This is a genomic window from Phenylobacterium sp. SCN 70-31 (assembly GCF_001724605.1).
Classification (GTDB): Bacteria; Pseudomonadota; Alphaproteobacteria; order Caulobacterales; family Caulobacteraceae; genus Phenylobacterium.
Genome location: NZ_MEEX01000008.1, coordinates 32,800 through 46,400 on the forward strand (window position 1 = coordinate 32,800; position 13,601 = coordinate 46,400).

The 13,601-nt window shown below is 71.0% G+C and carries 13 protein-coding genes and 1 pseudogene; 7 read left to right on the forward strand and 7 right to left on the reverse strand.

Translation table 11 applies throughout. The features are described 5' to 3' along the window. Window positions 1–59: 59 nt before the first annotated feature. On the reverse strand, window positions 60–827 hold the full coding sequence (locus ABS78_RS08220; RefSeq protein ID WP_293376933.1) for a crotonase/enoyl-CoA hydratase family protein: 768 nt from the start codon (window positions 825–827) through the stop codon (window positions 60–62). A gap of 102 nt (window positions 828–929) precedes the next feature. Here ABS78_RS08220 and ABS78_RS08225 point away from each other — a divergent pair, with 102 nt between their 5' ends. Continuing rightward, a complete protein-coding gene (locus ABS78_RS08225) occupies window positions 930–2,153 on the forward strand; it encodes a serine hydrolase domain-containing protein (protein ID WP_293376935.1) in 1,224 nt (407 codons plus the stop codon). Here ABS78_RS08225 and ABS78_RS08230 read toward each other — a convergent pair. After that, window positions 2,110–3,612, reverse strand: a complete 1,503-nt coding sequence (locus ABS78_RS08230) for an MATE family efflux transporter (RefSeq protein ID WP_293376937.1) — start codon at window positions 3,610–3,612, stop codon at window positions 2,110–2,112. The genes ABS78_RS08225 and ABS78_RS08230 overlap by 44 nt on opposite strands. Window positions 3,613–3,792: 180 nt before the next feature. On the opposite strand from ABS78_RS08230, the gene rfbD reads away from it, so the two are divergent. Continuing rightward, entirely contained in the window at window positions 3,793–4,674 is an 882-nt protein-coding gene (rfbD, locus tag ABS78_RS08235; RefSeq protein WP_293376939.1) for a dTDP-4-dehydrorhamnose reductase, read from the forward strand. A 119-nt stretch (window positions 4,675–4,793) separates the two neighbouring features. Here rfbD and ABS78_RS08240 read toward each other — a convergent pair whose 3' ends face one another. Together ABS78_RS08240 and rsmD are read right to left on the reverse strand one after the other, a co-directional pair. Beyond that, entirely contained in the window at window positions 4,794–5,423 is a 630-nt protein-coding gene (locus ABS78_RS08240; RefSeq protein ID WP_293376941.1) for a hypothetical protein, read from the reverse strand. 763 nt (window positions 5,424–6,186) lie between these two features. After that, on the reverse strand, window positions 6,187–6,885 hold the full coding sequence (gene rsmD, locus ABS78_RS08245) for a 16S rRNA (guanine(966)-N(2))-methyltransferase RsmD (protein WP_293376943.1): 699 nt from the start codon (window positions 6,883–6,885) through the stop codon (window positions 6,187–6,189). Window positions 6,886–6,970: 85 nt separating this feature from the next. Between rsmD and ABS78_RS08250 the strand changes: the two are divergent. Continuing rightward, window positions 6,971–7,600: pseudogene (locus ABS78_RS08250) on the forward strand (enoyl-CoA hydratase/isomerase family protein); the annotation flags it as partial. Here the strand turns inward: ABS78_RS08250 and ABS78_RS08255 are convergent. Further along, window positions 7,557–9,110, reverse strand: a complete 1,554-nt coding sequence (locus ABS78_RS08255) for a pseudouridine synthase (RefSeq protein WP_293376945.1) — start codon at window positions 9,108–9,110, stop codon at window positions 7,557–7,559. The pseudogene ABS78_RS08250 and the gene ABS78_RS08255 sit on opposite strands and share 44 nt — an antisense overlap. Window positions 9,111–9,122: 12 nt before the next feature. Here ABS78_RS08255 and tadA point away from each other — a divergent pair, with 12 nt between their 5' ends. From tadA to ABS78_RS08270, 3 genes are all read left to right on the forward strand, one after another. Continuing rightward, window positions 9,123–9,590: a tRNA adenosine(34) deaminase TadA gene (gene tadA, locus ABS78_RS08260; protein WP_293376947.1), complete on the forward strand. Its 468-nt coding sequence runs from the start codon at window positions 9,123–9,125 to the stop codon at window positions 9,588–9,590. 4 nt (window positions 9,591–9,594) lie between these two features. Further along, window positions 9,595–10,077, forward strand: a complete 483-nt coding sequence (locus tag ABS78_RS08265; protein WP_293376949.1) for a DUF6265 family protein — start codon at window positions 9,595–9,597, stop codon at window positions 10,075–10,077. Between the two features lie 110 nt (window positions 10,078–10,187). After that, window positions 10,188–11,069 carry an SDR family NAD(P)-dependent oxidoreductase gene (locus tag ABS78_RS08270; protein WP_293376951.1) on the forward strand — a complete coding sequence of 294 codons (882 nt, stop codon included), beginning with the start codon at window positions 10,188–10,190 and terminating at the stop codon, window positions 11,067–11,069. Window positions 11,070–11,103: 34 nt separating this feature from the next. Here ABS78_RS08270 and ABS78_RS08275 read toward each other — a convergent pair whose 3' ends face one another. Further along, a complete protein-coding gene (locus tag ABS78_RS08275) occupies window positions 11,104–11,544 on the reverse strand; it encodes an HIT family protein (RefSeq protein ID WP_293376953.1) in 441 nt (146 codons plus the stop codon). Between the two features lie 61 nt (window positions 11,545–11,605). Here ABS78_RS08275 and ABS78_RS08280 point away from each other — a divergent pair, with 61 nt between their 5' ends. Next, window positions 11,606–12,592 carry a malate dehydrogenase gene (locus ABS78_RS08280; RefSeq protein WP_293376955.1) on the forward strand — a complete coding sequence of 329 codons (987 nt, stop codon included), beginning with the start codon at window positions 11,606–11,608 and terminating at the stop codon, window positions 12,590–12,592. A 113-nt stretch (window positions 12,593–12,705) separates the two neighbouring features. Here ABS78_RS08280 and ABS78_RS08285 read toward each other — a convergent pair whose 3' ends face one another. Then, a complete protein-coding gene (locus ABS78_RS08285; RefSeq protein WP_293376958.1) occupies window positions 12,706–13,572 on the reverse strand; it encodes a bifunctional regulator KidO in 867 nt (288 codons plus the stop codon). Window positions 13,573–13,601: the final 29 nt, after the last annotated feature.

Genomic DNA, 13,601 nt, shown 5'->3' on the forward strand with positions numbered 1-13,601 from the left:
CGTATTCCGGGTATGCTATCCTCGGCGGCGCGCGAGATCAAACGCTCGCTGGCCGGGCTTCAGAACGCGCCGCCGCGTCCCTGGCCGGCGGTGAAGCGGGCCGCGCCCTCCGCCGCCGAGCCGCTGCGCAGGGTCTCCATGCCGACCTCGTATTCGAACGCCGTGGCCTCGTCCCAGTCGAGGGACCACTGGGCCAGCGCCAGCCGGCGGTCGTTGCGCAGGCAGAGCTGGGGAAAGGCGCCGAGCTGGCGCGCCAGCTCCAGGGCGGCGGCCAGGGCCTCGCCATTGGGGACGACGCGGTTGGCGAGCCCCATCGCCAGCGCCTCCTGCGCATCGACCGGACGGCCGGTGAGGATCATGTCCATCGCCCGCGACTGGCCGATCAGCCGGGGCAGGCGCACCGCGCCCAGGTCGATCAGCGGCACCCCGAAGCGGCGGCAGAAGACGCCGAAGACCGCGCCTTCCGCCGCGACCCTGAGGTCGGCCCAGCACGCCACCTCCAAGCCGCCGGCCACCGCATGGCCCTCGATCGCGGCGATCACCGGCTTGCCGAGCCTCAGGCGGGTGCAGCCCATCGGCCCCACGTCGCCGTCCGGCTTCACCGGATTGCCCCGGCCCGCGGCGACGCCCTTGAGGTCGGCCCCGGCGCAGAAGACGCCGCCCTGGCCGGTCAGCACCGCCACGTCCAGGCCGTCGTCGGCGTCGAAGGCCTTGAAGGCGTCGTAGAGCTCGCGCGCGGTGGGGCCGTCCACGGCGTTGCGGCGCTCGGGGCGCTCGATCGTGACGACGGCCGTCCGGCCGTCGGTCTCGTAGCTGACGTTGGGCATGGCGGATCTCCCTGACGAGGCGGCGATGCTGGCGCTTGCGACCGCCCGGAAGGCAAGACCAAATGCGGGCGGATCAAGGACGGGCGAAGCCGGGAGAGACGCATGGGCAAGGCCAAGCAGCACGGGTTCTCGAAGGAGCGACTGCAGCGGATCGACCGGTTCCTGGAGGAGAGGTACGTCGGCCCCGGCCGGATGCCCTGCGCCCAGTTCCTGCTCGCCCGCGACGGCGAGGTGGTCCACCAGACCCTGCTGGGCCACCAGGACGTCGAGCGGGGGACCCCCCTCGCCGAGGACACGGTCTTCCGCATCTACTCCATGACCAAGCCGGTCACCTCGGTGGCGCTGATGCAGTTCGTGGAGGAGGGCGCCATCGCCCTGGACGATCCCGTCGAGCGGCACATCCCCGAGTGGAAGGGGATGGGCGTGTTCTCGGCCGGGGCCGACCCCTACCTGACCACGCCGCCGGCGCGGCCCATGCAGGTGGTCGACCTGCTGCGCCACACCTCGGGGCTGACCTACGGCTTCCAGAACCGGACGAACGTGGACGCGGCCTATCGCAAGCTGAAGCTGGAGGAGGCGCACGCCGGTCACGACCTGGAGGCCATGATCCAGATGCTGGCGAAGCAGCCGCTGGAGTTCTCGCCGGGCGAGGCCTGGAACTACTCGGTCTCCACCGACGTCTGCGGCTACCTGGTGCAGAAGCTGGCCGGCAAGCCCCTGGACGAGGTCTATCGGGAGCGCATCTTCGAGCCCCTGAAGATGGCCGACACCGGCTTCCACGTCCGCGACGACCAGCGGAGCCGGTTCGCCGCCTGCTACAACGCCGCGCCCGGCGGCCGGATGAAGCTTCAGGACGACCCGCAGAAGAGCCCCTACCTGGCGCCGCCCGCCCTGCTCTCGGGCGGCGGCGGGCTGGTGGGGACGGCCGCCGACTACATGCGCTTCGCCACCATGCTGCTGAACGGCGGCGAACTGGACGGCGCGCGCATCCTGGCGCCCAAGACCATCGAGCTGATGGCGTCGAACCACCTGCCGGGCGGGGCCGACCTGACCCAGGTGTCCCGCTCGCTGTTCTCGGAGAGCACCAACGCCGGCGTCGGCTTCGGCCTGGGCTTCGCGGTGGTGTTCGACCCGCCCCAGACGCTGGTCCCGTGCAGCCTGGGCGAGTTCTACTGGGGCGGCGCGGCGTCGACCGCGTTCTGGGTCGATCCCGTCGAGCAGGTGACGGCGGTGTTCATGACCCAGCTGTTGCCGTCGTCCACCTATCCGGTCCGGCGCGAACTCAGGACCCTGGTCTATTCGGCGCTGATGGAGACCTACGGCTAGCCTCGGCGGCGTCGGCCAGGGCCTCGGCCTCCTCGATCATCGGCTGGCCGAACCCGGTGTCGGGTTCGTCGGTGGCGGGCGGCGTGGTGGGCAGCATCCGCGACGTCCGCCAGCCGCCCCAGACGTAGTAGCCGGCCGCCAGGAGCAGGGTGACGCCCGAGCCGATGGGGAAGCTGATCCAGATCGCCTCGGCGCCCATGTGCGGCTCCAGCGCCGTCGCCAGGGGCACCCGCACCACCCAGAGCGAGATGACCATGGCCAGCAGGGGCGGCCACACCGCCCCGGTCGCCCGCACGACGCCCGAGAAGATGAAGGCGATGCCGAAGGGGATGAAGCCCCACAGCACGATCGAGTTGATGTGGATCGCGATGGGCAGCGAGGGGCTGTCGCCGGGCAGGAAGGCGCGCAGCACCCACGGGTCGGCGATGTAGATCAGCACCACGGGCACAGCCGTGAACAGGAGCGCGCACAGCGAGCCGGACCGGGCGATCTGCTCCACCCGGTCCATGCGGCCCGCGCCGACGTTCTGGGCGGCCATCGACGAGACAGCGGCGCCGAGGGCCATGGCCGGCATCTGCACATAGGTCCAGAGCTGGGCCGCCGCGCCGTAGGCCGCCGAGGTCTCGACGCCGTGGCGGTTGACCAGGCTCATCATGGTCACCGCCGCCAGCGACGTGACCATCATCTGGAAGCTCATGGGCACGCCCTTGAACACCAGGCCGCGGATGATGGGCAGGTCGGGGATCAGCAGCCTGAACTCGCCGGGGCGCAGGACCAGAATGGACTTGCGGCGGTAGAGGTGGACGATCATCGCCAGGAGGGTGATCGTCTGGGCGATCAGCGTGGCGGTGGCCGAGCCGGCGATCCCCAGCCGGGGGAACGGCCCGTAGCCGGTGATCAGCAGGGGGTTCAGGACGATGTCCAGCGCCACCATCAGGATCGAGAAGTAGAACGGGGTGCGGCTGTCGCCCACGCCGCGCTGGGCCATCATCACGTACGAGAAGAAGTACATGAACGGCATGGCCGAGAAGATCACCCGCAGATAGGCGATGGCGTCGCGGCGCGCGGCGGCCGGCGTGCCCATCGCGTCCAGGATGTGCGGCGTCAGCCAGACGCCCAGCAGTCCGACGCTGAGCGACACGACCACGAAGAAGGCGGTGGAGGTTCCGATCACCTTCTTGGCCTGGGCCTCGTTCCGGGCGCCTACGGCCTGGCCGATCATGATGTTCGAGGCCATCGACAGGCCGAACACCGCACCCAGCATGAGGAACATGATCTGGTTGGCGTTGACCGTGGCGGTCAGCGCCGCCTCGCCCAGGATGTGGCTGACCCAGATGGCGTTGGCCGAACCGTTCACCGAATGGAGGATGTTGGTCGCCATAACCGGCAGGGCGAACAGGACCAGAGTCCTGCCGATCGGGCCGGTGGTCAGGTCCGGGACCTTGCGGCCGCCGGCCATGCCGCCGGGTCCACGCGCCGCTTCCCCCGGACTGTCCACCTTCGCCCCCGCTCGCCCGGCCCGACCGGCCCGCACCGAGGCTTCTAAGGGCGCGCGCCGGGCAGGTTCAAGCGCGGCGGACGGTCACGTGGCGACTTCACGACGGCTTGAGGCGGCCGGCTTTCGCGCTAAGGAAGCCGCATGACCCTGAAGATCCTCCAGTTCGGAACCACCGGCCAGCTCGGCGTGGAGCTGCTGCGCCGGGCGCCGGGACACGATGTCGCCGTCACCGCCCTGGGCCGCGCCGAAGCCGACCTCGCCGATCCGGAGGCCGCCGCCGCCCAGGTGCGGGCGCAACGCCCGGACGTGGTGGTCATCGCCGCCGCCTACACCGCCGTGGACCTGGCCGAGACCGAGGGCGACCTGGCGCGGACGGTGAACGCGCTCACGCCCGGCGCGATCGCGGCGGCGGCGGCCGAGGTCGGCGCGGCGACGATCAACGTCTCGACCGACTACGTCTTCGACGGCGACGGCGGCGCCCCCTACGCCGAGGACGCGCCGACGAACCCGCTCAACGCCTACGGCGCCACCAAGCTGGAGGGCGAGAAGGCCGTGACGGCGGCCAATGCCCGGTCGCTCAACATCCGCACGTCCTGGGTGGTCTCGCCCCACGGCAAGAACTTCGTGAAGACCATGCTGCGCGTGGCCGCGGCGGGGAACCCGCTGAAGGTGGTGGACGACCAGGCCGGCCGACCCACCTCGGCGGCGGATCTGGCGGGCTTCATCCTGGACCTCGCGCCGCGGCTGGCCGCGGCGCCCGCCGGCGACCCGCTGTTCGGGACCGTCCATTTCGCCAACACGGGCGAAGTGACCTGGCGCGACTTCGCGGTGGAGATCTTCGCCCAGGCGCTGGGCGACGCGGCGCCCGAGGTGGGCGGGCAGCGCACCGCCGACTACGTCACCCCGGCCCGCCGACCCCTGCGGGCGACGATGGACCTGGGCCGGCTCGAGCGGGTGTACGGCGTCACGCCCCGGCCGTGGCAGGCGGCGCTGGCCGATATCGTCGCGGAGCTGAAGGGGTAGGTCGCGCCTGGCGGCGTCACAACTCCGGCGGCCGGCGCCGACGCCGTCCGTGTTTTTCGTGTGGATTCGTGGCTGGGGCTGGACCCCGCGACGCCGTGCGCCGGGGAGGCGCCTGGAGACTACGGCGGTCCGGTGGCGCGACGGGCGCCTGGACGTTGAGCACCGGGTCGTTGGGGATCGGGGTGTTGGGGCGGCCCAGAACCGGGTCTTCGCGCCAGGGTCGTGAGCGCCGAGGCGGCTTCCCGAGGGGTTTCCGACTCGCCCCCGGCGGGCGGGTGGTCCGCGATCCGGGCGAGAAGCTCGCGCAGCGCAGGAAGTTCGGCAGGCGGCGGGCCGGGAAGGGCCGAGGCGTCGGCGGCGACGCGATGAAGCGTGCGCAGGAGCACGGGGAAGCTGACGGTCTCGCGGTCGCGCTCCCGCTCGGTCTCGACTTCGGGCGGGTCCCGTTCGGGCCGGTCATGATCTGGCCGATCATGATCTGGGGATTCACGTTCGAGGGTCGGCTCGACCCTCTGGCGGGCGGCTTCGGCCAGGACCGGCGCTTCGCCCCGAGCCGCCTCGCGGCGCAGTCGGAGCTGGAGCGCGATGCTGAGGCGCACCGAGGCGAAGCAGCGATTGAAGAGGTGGTAGAACTCGACCTTCCGCGAGACCGCCTCGGCCTGCTCGGCCTCGGCCGCGAACGCCTTGCCGAGGCGGTAGGCGCACTCGGCGAGGTCATCGAGCCTCTGGCTGGCCAGCTCCACGTTCATGAGAACAAATATGGAACATATGGCGTCGTTGTCAAGCTCGCTCTATCGGACCACCGTCATTCAGACTGTCTCGCCTGGACACCAAGAGCACGGGGGCGAGGATCGCCAGCCTCTAAGGGGATTTGGACATGGGCGACATAATCCAATGGCTTGAAGCGCACGACGCCTTAGCCGGTTGGGCTCAGTTCTTCGGAACGCTCCTGGCTTTGTTCGTAACCTATCTTACAGTATTTGCTCCGAATTGGAGACGATCCAGACAGCTACGGGCTGAAGCTCTACGCCTGTTAATGCACGGATACGAAGTTATCGAGAGTTTTCACCGAACCTCCGGGCATTTCCGGCCATTCCCACTGTCGCTTCGCCAAATGTCTCTGAGCATGACGGCAGCAATTGAAGATCTTGGTCGATTCCCAGTATACGAACTCGACAAGAATTTTGGTCCCATGTCCTTGGCGAGGCGCCTCATGGTAATGAGGATAACAGTCGAAACTGCACGTCTGTACACGGATCGGCTCGCCGATGAGCTTGGAGACCGGACAGCGACGGAAGAGGAAACTGAACAACTCCGCCACCTTATAGATCAGCCACTGCAAATGGCTCACAGCCTGCTACTGAACAAGTCCGTGGACCGCCCTCAGTGGCCCACCAATGAAGGCGGCCAGCCCACGTCTTAGCGGGAAGAGTCCTTGCCAGCCGCTTCCGCTCCGGTCTTCACCACGCCAAGATATCCGAGATTTTGGCTCGTCCAGCAGCCAATTCAACTTTAGATTCTGAGCCTCAGGAAATGCACGCGCGCGGCGCCATAATCGCGGACGTCGAGGGCTTCGTAGCCCGGAGCCTCGGGCGCGGGCTCGGCGGCGCCGCGTTCGAAGACCACGACCGCGCCGGGGGCCAGCCAGCCGCCGTCGGCCAGGCGGGCCAGGGCCTGCTCGCCCAGGCCCTGGGCGTAGGGCGGGTCGAGGAAGGCGAGGTCGAAGGCCGGCCCGTCGGCGCCGGGGCGCACGCCCAGGTCGATGGCGGAGCGCCGGTGGACACGGGTGCGGCCGAAGAGGCCGAAGGCGTCCACGGTCTCGCGGATGGCGCCGCGGGCCGCCTCGCCCGTCTCGACGAACAGGCAGAAGGCGGCGCCCCGCGACAGGGCCTCGAAGCCCAGGGCGCCCGAGCCGGCGAACAGGTCGATCACGCGCCGATCCCGGAGGCCGGGCGACCAGGGCGCATGCTCCAGGATGTTGAAGATCGCCTGGCGCGCGCGATCCGAGGTGGGGCGGGTGGCCTCGCCCTCGGGCGCGACGATCGGCCGGCCACGGAATTCTCCCGAGACGATGCGCAAACCCATGACTCCTCGTGACGCCGGGGTTCCCGTGACCCGGCGCTCTTGTGATCCGGGGTGCTCCCGTTCCAAGGTTTCGGCAAAGACGCAAGCCAAGACGCAAGCGCGCGGCGATATCGAGGAGGACCTCATGGCTCCGGTTTCAGGCGACCTGGTGACGGTCGAGCGACGGGGCGGGACCGCCGTCGTCACCTACGCCAACCCGCCGTTCGGGACGATGACCGCGGCCGGCGCGCAGGAGATGCTGGAGGCGTTCCGGCCCCTGGCGGCCGATCCGGCGGTGCGGTCGGTGGTGATCACGGGCGGGCTGCCCGGCGTGTTCATCCGCCACTACGACGTGGACGAACTGGGCGCGATGGGCGAGCGGCTGAAGGACGGCCCGCCGCCTCCGCCGCCGACTCCGGGCGCGCGGCCGGCGGAAGGCTACCTGGCGCTGGTGGACGCCATCTTCGAGGCGCCCAAGCCGGTGGTCGCCGCCATCAACGGCCTGTGCATGGGCGGAGGGTTCGAGCTGGCGCTGGCCTGCGACCTGCGGATCGCGGCGCCGGACGTGGAGGCCATCGGCCTGCCGGAGACGCGCATCGGCATCTTTCCGGGCGGGGGCGGCACGCAGCGGCTGCCCCGGGTGGTGGGCGAGGCGAAGGCGCTGGAGATCATCCTGCGCGGCCTGACCTTCCGGGGCGAGCAGGCCCACGCCATCGGCCTGGTCCACGAGCTGGCCGACGATCCCCTGGCGCGCGCGCTCGAGATCGCCGCCGAATGGGAGGGGCGCGGCGCCGAGGGGCTGGCCTACGCCAAGCGGCTCACCCGCGCGGCCCTCGACCGCCCGGTTTGGGAGGGCCTGGCCGACGAGCGCCGGGCTTTCCTCGAGGTGATGTCGACGGCTTCGGCCCGCGCGGGCCTGGACCTGGGGCGGCGGCCCGCGGAGATCCAGCGGATTTAGGTCCCTTGCCGACGCCTCGGCCTCGCGCCCTCTCCTCACCAGGTTCGGGACCAGATTCGGGGAAAGCGTCGGACGCCCCCTTCCTTTGCCGAGGGGGGTCGTTGCGAAAAGCGCTGGCGGCTTTGGTGCGCCCCTCGCCCTTGCGGGGAGGGGTTGGGGTGGGGGTGTCGGCTCGGCGTCGGATATTTCCCGGATTCCCCTTGCGAGAGGCTTCAACGCCTTGCCCTTCCAGGTGAAGGTCGGATCGGGCGGGTTCGACGCTGCCGACCTCCCTCTCGCGGGACCTAAGCCGACGCTCGGCCCGCACCCCCACACCACCCCCTCCCCGCAAGGGGGAGGGGCGTTCTGCGACGGCCTCCCGTGGGCGGGTGGAATCGCGAAGCGGCGCCTGGGGCGCGGCGGAGGATTTGCGCTTGGGCGGGGGATGCGGACGGGCCTTGGGCTTCGCCTTGGCCCAGCCGGCCTTGTAGGTCTTCTTCTCCGGCTTGGCCTGGGGCGCGGGTTGCGGGGCGGCGGGCGCCTCGGCCGCGCGGCGGGCCTTCTTCGCGGCCGACCGGTACTGGGGCCGTTCGCCGGTGGGCAGGTTGGCCGGGTCGATGTGGGCGGCGAACTGCTCGCGGACCACGCGGGGACCCACCTCCTCCACCTCGCCGACGTCCAGCGTGCCGAGCGCCAGGGGACCGTAGGCCAGGCGGATCAGGCGATTGACCTTCAGCCCGATGGATTCCAGCACCCGGCGCACCTCGCGGTTCTTGCCTTCGTGCAGGGTGACGGTGATCCAGAGGTTCGCGCCCTCGCGGCCTTCCTTGGCCTTGTCGAGCCGGGCCTCGACGGCGCCGTAGCGCACGCCCTCGACGGTGACGCCGTCCTTGAGCCGGTCCAGCGCCGCCTGGGTGGTGCGGCCGTAGGCGCGGACGCGGTAGCGGCGCACGATCCCGGTGGCGGGCGATTCCAGGGCGCGGGCCAGTTCGCCGTCGTTGGTGAGCAGCAGCAGGCCTTCGGAGTTCAGGTCGAGGCGGCCCACCGAGATCAGCCGCGGCAGGCCCTCGGGCAGGGCGGCGAACACCGTGGGACGGCCGGCCGGATCCTTGTGGGTGGTCACCAGACCCACAGGCTTGTGATAGCGGAACAGGCGGGCGGGCTCGGGCTCGCCCACCACCTCGCCGTCGACGGTGACGATGTCGCCGGCCTCGACCTTGACCGCGGGGGTCTCCAGCGCGCGGCCGTTGACGGCCACCCGGCCCTCGGCGATCAGGCGCTCGACGTCGCGGCGGGAACCGACGCCCGCGCGGGCCAGAAGCTTGGCGACGCGCTCGCCGCCAAGGTCGCCACCTGGGTCGCCGCCAGCGTCTTCGGCGTCGGTCTCGGCTTGACCGGGATCGTCCGGCTGGGTTCGTAGGGGATCGTGGACCATGATCGCCGGACAATGCGCATCGCGCTCGAAGCCGCGCAAGCCGCCGCCGCGGCCGGCGAGACGCCCGTGGGCGCCGTGATCGTCGATCCGGCCACCGGCGAGGTGGTGGCCGTGGGCGCGAACCGGCCCATCGGCGGCCACGATCCCACCGCCCACGCCGAGATCGTCGCCATCCGGGCGGCGGCGGAGAAACTCGGGAACTATCGCCTCACGGGCCTGGAGCTGTTCGTCACCCTGGAGCCGTGCGCCATGTGCGCCGGCGCCATCAGCCATGCGCGGATCGGCCGGCTGGTCTACGGGGCCTCCGACCCCAAGGGTGGGGCGGTGGTCCACGGCCCGCGGGTGTTCGAGCAGCCCACCTGCCACTGGCGTCCGGCGGTCGAGGGCGGCGTCCTGGCCGAGGAGTCGGCCGACCTGCTGCGCGGCTTCTTCCGCGCCCGGCGCAAGCCGCGGCCGGGGATCTCCGAGCCGGAGGCCTGAGACGATGCGCGCCACCCTCGCCGTCCTCGCGCTGTCGCTGCTCTACGGCGCGGCCCAGGCCGAGCCTGCCCCTGGCGCCGGCGATGCGGCGGCCCCGGTCGAGACCTTCGCGTGGCTGGCGGGGAGCTGGGTCGAGGCGCGGGACGGTGTGGTGACCCGCGAGGTGTGGCTGGCCCCGCTGGGCGGGACGATGACCGGCGCGAACCAGGCCAACCGGCCGGGCCGCCGGCCGTTCGTCGAGCACATGACCATCACTACGGAAGCGGCGGGCCCGACGTTCACCGCCTTTCTCCCTGACCAGCCCCCGACGGCGTTCGTCCTGAAGCCGGGCGGGACAGCGGACGAGGCCGTCTTCGAGAACCCGGCCCACGATTTCCCCCAGCGGGTCATCTACCGCCGCTGCGGCGACGATCTCTGCGCGCGGATCGAGGGAACCGTGAAGGGCCGCCTCCGAAGCCAGGACTGGCGGTTCCGGCGGGCGGAGTGACGAGCCCCGGGGGGAAAGACGGCGCGGGGAAAGAAGGCGCGGGGGGGCGCCTTGCCAACCGGCCCCCGCCGGCCCGATGATCCGCCAAAAGAACGGTATGGGAGGACGTCATGGCGGGACTGCTCGACGGAAAGGTCGCGATCATCACAGGCGCGGGCAACGGGCTGGGCGAGGCCTACGCCAAGCTGTTCGCGAAGGAAGGCGCCGCGGTCGTGGTGAACGACCTGGGCGGCGCGCGGGACGGATCGGGCGCCGACGTCTCGGCGGCGCAGAAGGTGGTGGACGCCATCGTCGCGGCCGGCGGCCGGGCCGTGGCCAACGGCGACGACGTCTCGACCGTCCAGGGCGGCGAGAACATCCTGAAGGCGGCGCTGGACGCGTTCGGCCGGGTGGACATCCTGGTCTGCAACGCCGGCATCCTGCGCGACAAGTCGTTCGCCAACACCTCGGAGGCCGACTGGGACGCGGTGGTGAAGGTCCACCTCAAGGGCACGTACTGCTGCGCCCTGCCGGTCTGGAAGTGGATGAAGGAGAACGGCGGCGGGTCGATGGTGCTGACCTCGTCCACCTCGGGGCTGTACGGGAATTTCGGCCAGACGAACTACGGCGCGGCCAAGGCCGGCATCTACGGCATGGTCCGGGTGATGGCCATCGAGGGACGCAAGTACAACATCCGCGTCATGGGCCTGGCGCCCGGCGCCTACACCCGGATGACCTCGGACCTGCCCGGCCGCCAGGGGCGCGAGCCCGATCCGCTGAGCCTGCCCGAGAACGTGGCGCCCGGCGTGCTCTACATGGTCTCGGACCTGGCCGCCGAGCATTCGGGCAAGATCCTGGGCGTCTCGGCGCGCGGCGTCCGCGAGATCAAGATGCTGGAGACCGAAGGCTTCACACCCGGCCGGCCCTACACCGCCCAGGACGTGGCCGAGAACGCGTCGAAGGTCTTCTTCGACGTGGCGGAGAACGTGCACCGGCTCGCCCCGGCGGGATAGGCCAACGGGTTCGGACAGCGAGTTCGGCCGGCGGCTACAGCGCCAGGCTGGCGCGGGCCGCCGCCAGCGCGCGTTCCAGGCTGTCGGCGTCGAAGGCGACGGCGGTCCCGTGGCCCCAGACCGGGCCGGGCCAGGCGGGATCGCCGGTCCACCGGCCGATCACATGGACGTGTAGCTGCGGCGTCATGTTGCCGAGCTGGCCGACGTTCAGCTTGTCGACCGGACACCCCAGGGCGTCCCCTACGGCGCGGGTCGCCGCCCCGGCCTGGACGATCTCCTCCACCAGCCGTCCGCGCTCGGCGCCCGACAAGTGCTCCAGCTCGGTGGCGCCCGCCACGCGCGGGACCAGCACCAGCCACGGCCAGCGGGCGTCGCCGTGCAAGCGGACGTGGCAGAGGGCCAGGTCGCCGACGCTTTCGGAGGTGGCGGGGAAGGCGGGGTGCAGATCGAACATGGCCGCAAGCGGGTGCGGCATTGCCGCACGGGCGTCAACGAGCTAGAGCCCGCGCCGACATCACAATGAGGAGTGGTCACCCATGGCGAAGAAGCCCATCCGCGTGGCGGTCACCGGCGCGGCCGGAAACATCGGCTACGCCCTGCTGTTCCGGATCGCCTCGGGCGAGATGCTGGGCAAGGACCAGCCGGTGATCCTGCAACTGCTGGAGATCCCGGTGGAGGGCCCGCAGAAGGCGCTGAAGGGCGTGGCCATGGAGCTGGAGGACTGCGCCTTCCCGCTGCTCCAGGACATGGTGCTGACCGGCGACCCGGACGTGGCCTTCAAGGACGTGAACTGGGCCCTGCTGGTGGGCTCGAAGCCCCGCGGTCCGGGCATGGAGCGCGCCGACCTGCTGAAGGACAACGGCAAGATCTTCATCGCCCAGGGCCAGTCGATCGACAAGGTGGCCGCCGACGACGCCCGCGTGGCGGTGGTGGGCAACCCCTGCAACACCAACGTGATGATCGCCGCCAGCCAGGCCAAGCGCCTGACGCCCGACCGCTTCACCGCCATGGTGCGTCTGGACGAGAACCGCGGCCGCGCCCAACTGGCCAAGAAGGCCGGCGTCTCGATCAACGACGTCTCGGACCTGTTCATCTATGGCAACCACAGCCCGACGATGTTCGCCGACTTCACCCACGCCAAGATCGGCGGCAAGGCGGTCACCGACGTGATCACCGACCGCGCCTGGCTGGAGAACGAGTACCTGCCCACCGTGGGCAAGCGCGGCGCGGCGATCATCGAGGCCCGTGGCCAGTCTTCGGCGGCCTCGGCGGCCAACGCGCTGATCGACCACGTCCGCGACCTGGTCACGCCGGGCGCCATCCATTCGGTGGCCGTGGCCAGCGAGGGCCGCTACGGCTTCGACGACGGCGTCTGGGCGGGCATGCCGGTGAAGACCACCGCGCCGGGCGCCTACGAGGTCATCACCTCGTACGAGATGGACGACTTCGCGAAGTCGAAGATCAAGATCACCAACGACGAACTCGTCGGCGAGCGCGACACGGTGAAGGACATGCTGGGCTGACGCCCCGCCGGCCTGTCGCGGCGCCTGAGCGCCGGGCGGGCCTCCAGCACCCCGGAAGACCACCGAGCCCGTCGCACCCGCGGCGGGCTCGTTGCATGAGGCGGGTCGTCAGGCTAGGCGGCGGCCCAGTTCAGGGCCTCGGGATCGTCGATGGCCATCTCGTCCCAGTCGAGGTCGGGCGGCGGGCTCATGGCCGCGGCCACCACGGCGCTCATCTCGGCGGCCGAGGTGACGCCCACGAGGACATGGCTGGCCTCGGGGCGGGTCAGGGCGAAGCCCAGGGCGGCCTGGAGCGGATCGGAACGACCCTCGGCGATCAGCCGCCGCGCGCGCGAGATGCGGCCGGCGGCGGCCTTCAGATGGCTGGGCGCCCGGTCGGGCGGCAGGAAGAGGACGCCGTTCAGGAAGATCGAACGCAGGTGGACCTCGACGCCCATTCCCGCGATCGTCTCCAGCGAGCCGTCGAGCAGCAGGCGCTGGTCGAGCAGCGAGGCGGGCGCCTGGACGAGGTCGGGCTTGAAGCGGCGGGTCACACCCACCGGATCGTCCGAGGCGTAGACGGGCACGCCGATGCTCCGGCACAGGCCCTGGTCCTTGAGCGCCTTGAGGCGGTCCCACAGGGCGGGGCCCAGCGGCGAGAACAGGTCGGTGGCCGAGGGCGCGACGACCGCGTCCACCCGCTCGACCCCCAGCCGCGTCATTTGCGCGCGGAGCTCGGCCTCGACGGCGTCGGGCCCGCGTTCGGGCCGGATCGCGGTCAGGGTGATTCGGAAGGGCACCGGCTGGGGCAGGGCGGCGCGCAGCAGGGTGTCGGTGGTGGTGGTCTGGCGCGCCACCTCCAGCACCGAGAGGCCGGATCGTCCGGCGATCGAGAGGATGTCACGCGCCTCGGCCTCGCGCGGCCGGCCTCTGGGACCGGGCGGTTGGTCGAGACCGAACTGGCTGGTCCCGAGGCCGAGTTTCTGGAGCGGTGAAGTCATTCAGGCCCGGGTGCTTGGTGAAATCCGTT

Coding starts and splice junctions, on each gene's coding strand:
- ABS78_RS08220 (WP_293376933.1), bottom strand. CDS start 827: ATGCCCAACGTCAGCTACGAGACCGACGGCCGGACGGCCGTCGTCACG.
- ABS78_RS08225 (WP_293376935.1), top strand. CDS start 930: ATGGGCAAGGCCAAGCAGCACGGGTTCTCGAAGGAGCGACTGCAGCGG.
- ABS78_RS08230 (WP_293376937.1), bottom strand. CDS start 3,612: ATGGCCGGCGGCCGCAAGGTCCCGGACCTGACCACCGGCCCGATCGGC.
- rfbD (WP_293376939.1), top strand. CDS start 3,793: ATGACCCTGAAGATCCTCCAGTTCGGAACCACCGGCCAGCTCGGCGTG.
- ABS78_RS08240 (WP_293376941.1), bottom strand. CDS start 5,423: ATGAACGTGGAGCTGGCCAGCCAGAGGCTCGATGACCTCGCCGAGTGC.
- rsmD (WP_293376943.1), bottom strand. CDS start 6,885: ATGAGGTCCTCCTCGATATCGCCGCGCGCTTGCGTCTTGGCTTGCGTC.
- ABS78_RS08255 (WP_293376945.1), bottom strand. CDS start 9,110: ATGGTCCACGATCCCCTACGAACCCAGCCGGACGATCCCGGTCAAGCC.
- tadA (WP_293376947.1), top strand. CDS start 9,123: ATGCGCATCGCGCTCGAAGCCGCGCAAGCCGCCGCCGCGGCCGGCGAG.
- ABS78_RS08265 (WP_293376949.1), top strand. CDS start 9,595: ATGCGCGCCACCCTCGCCGTCCTCGCGCTGTCGCTGCTCTACGGCGCG.
- ABS78_RS08270 (WP_293376951.1), top strand. CDS start 10,188: ATGGCGGGACTGCTCGACGGAAAGGTCGCGATCATCACAGGCGCGGGC.
- ABS78_RS08275 (WP_293376953.1), bottom strand. CDS start 11,544: ATGCCGCACCCGCTTGCGGCCATGTTCGATCTGCACCCCGCCTTCCCC.
- ABS78_RS08280 (WP_293376955.1), top strand. CDS start 11,606: ATGGCGAAGAAGCCCATCCGCGTGGCGGTCACCGGCGCGGCCGGAAAC.
- ABS78_RS08285 (WP_293376958.1), bottom strand. CDS start 13,572: ATGACTTCACCGCTCCAGAAACTCGGCCTCGGGACCAGCCAGTTCGGT.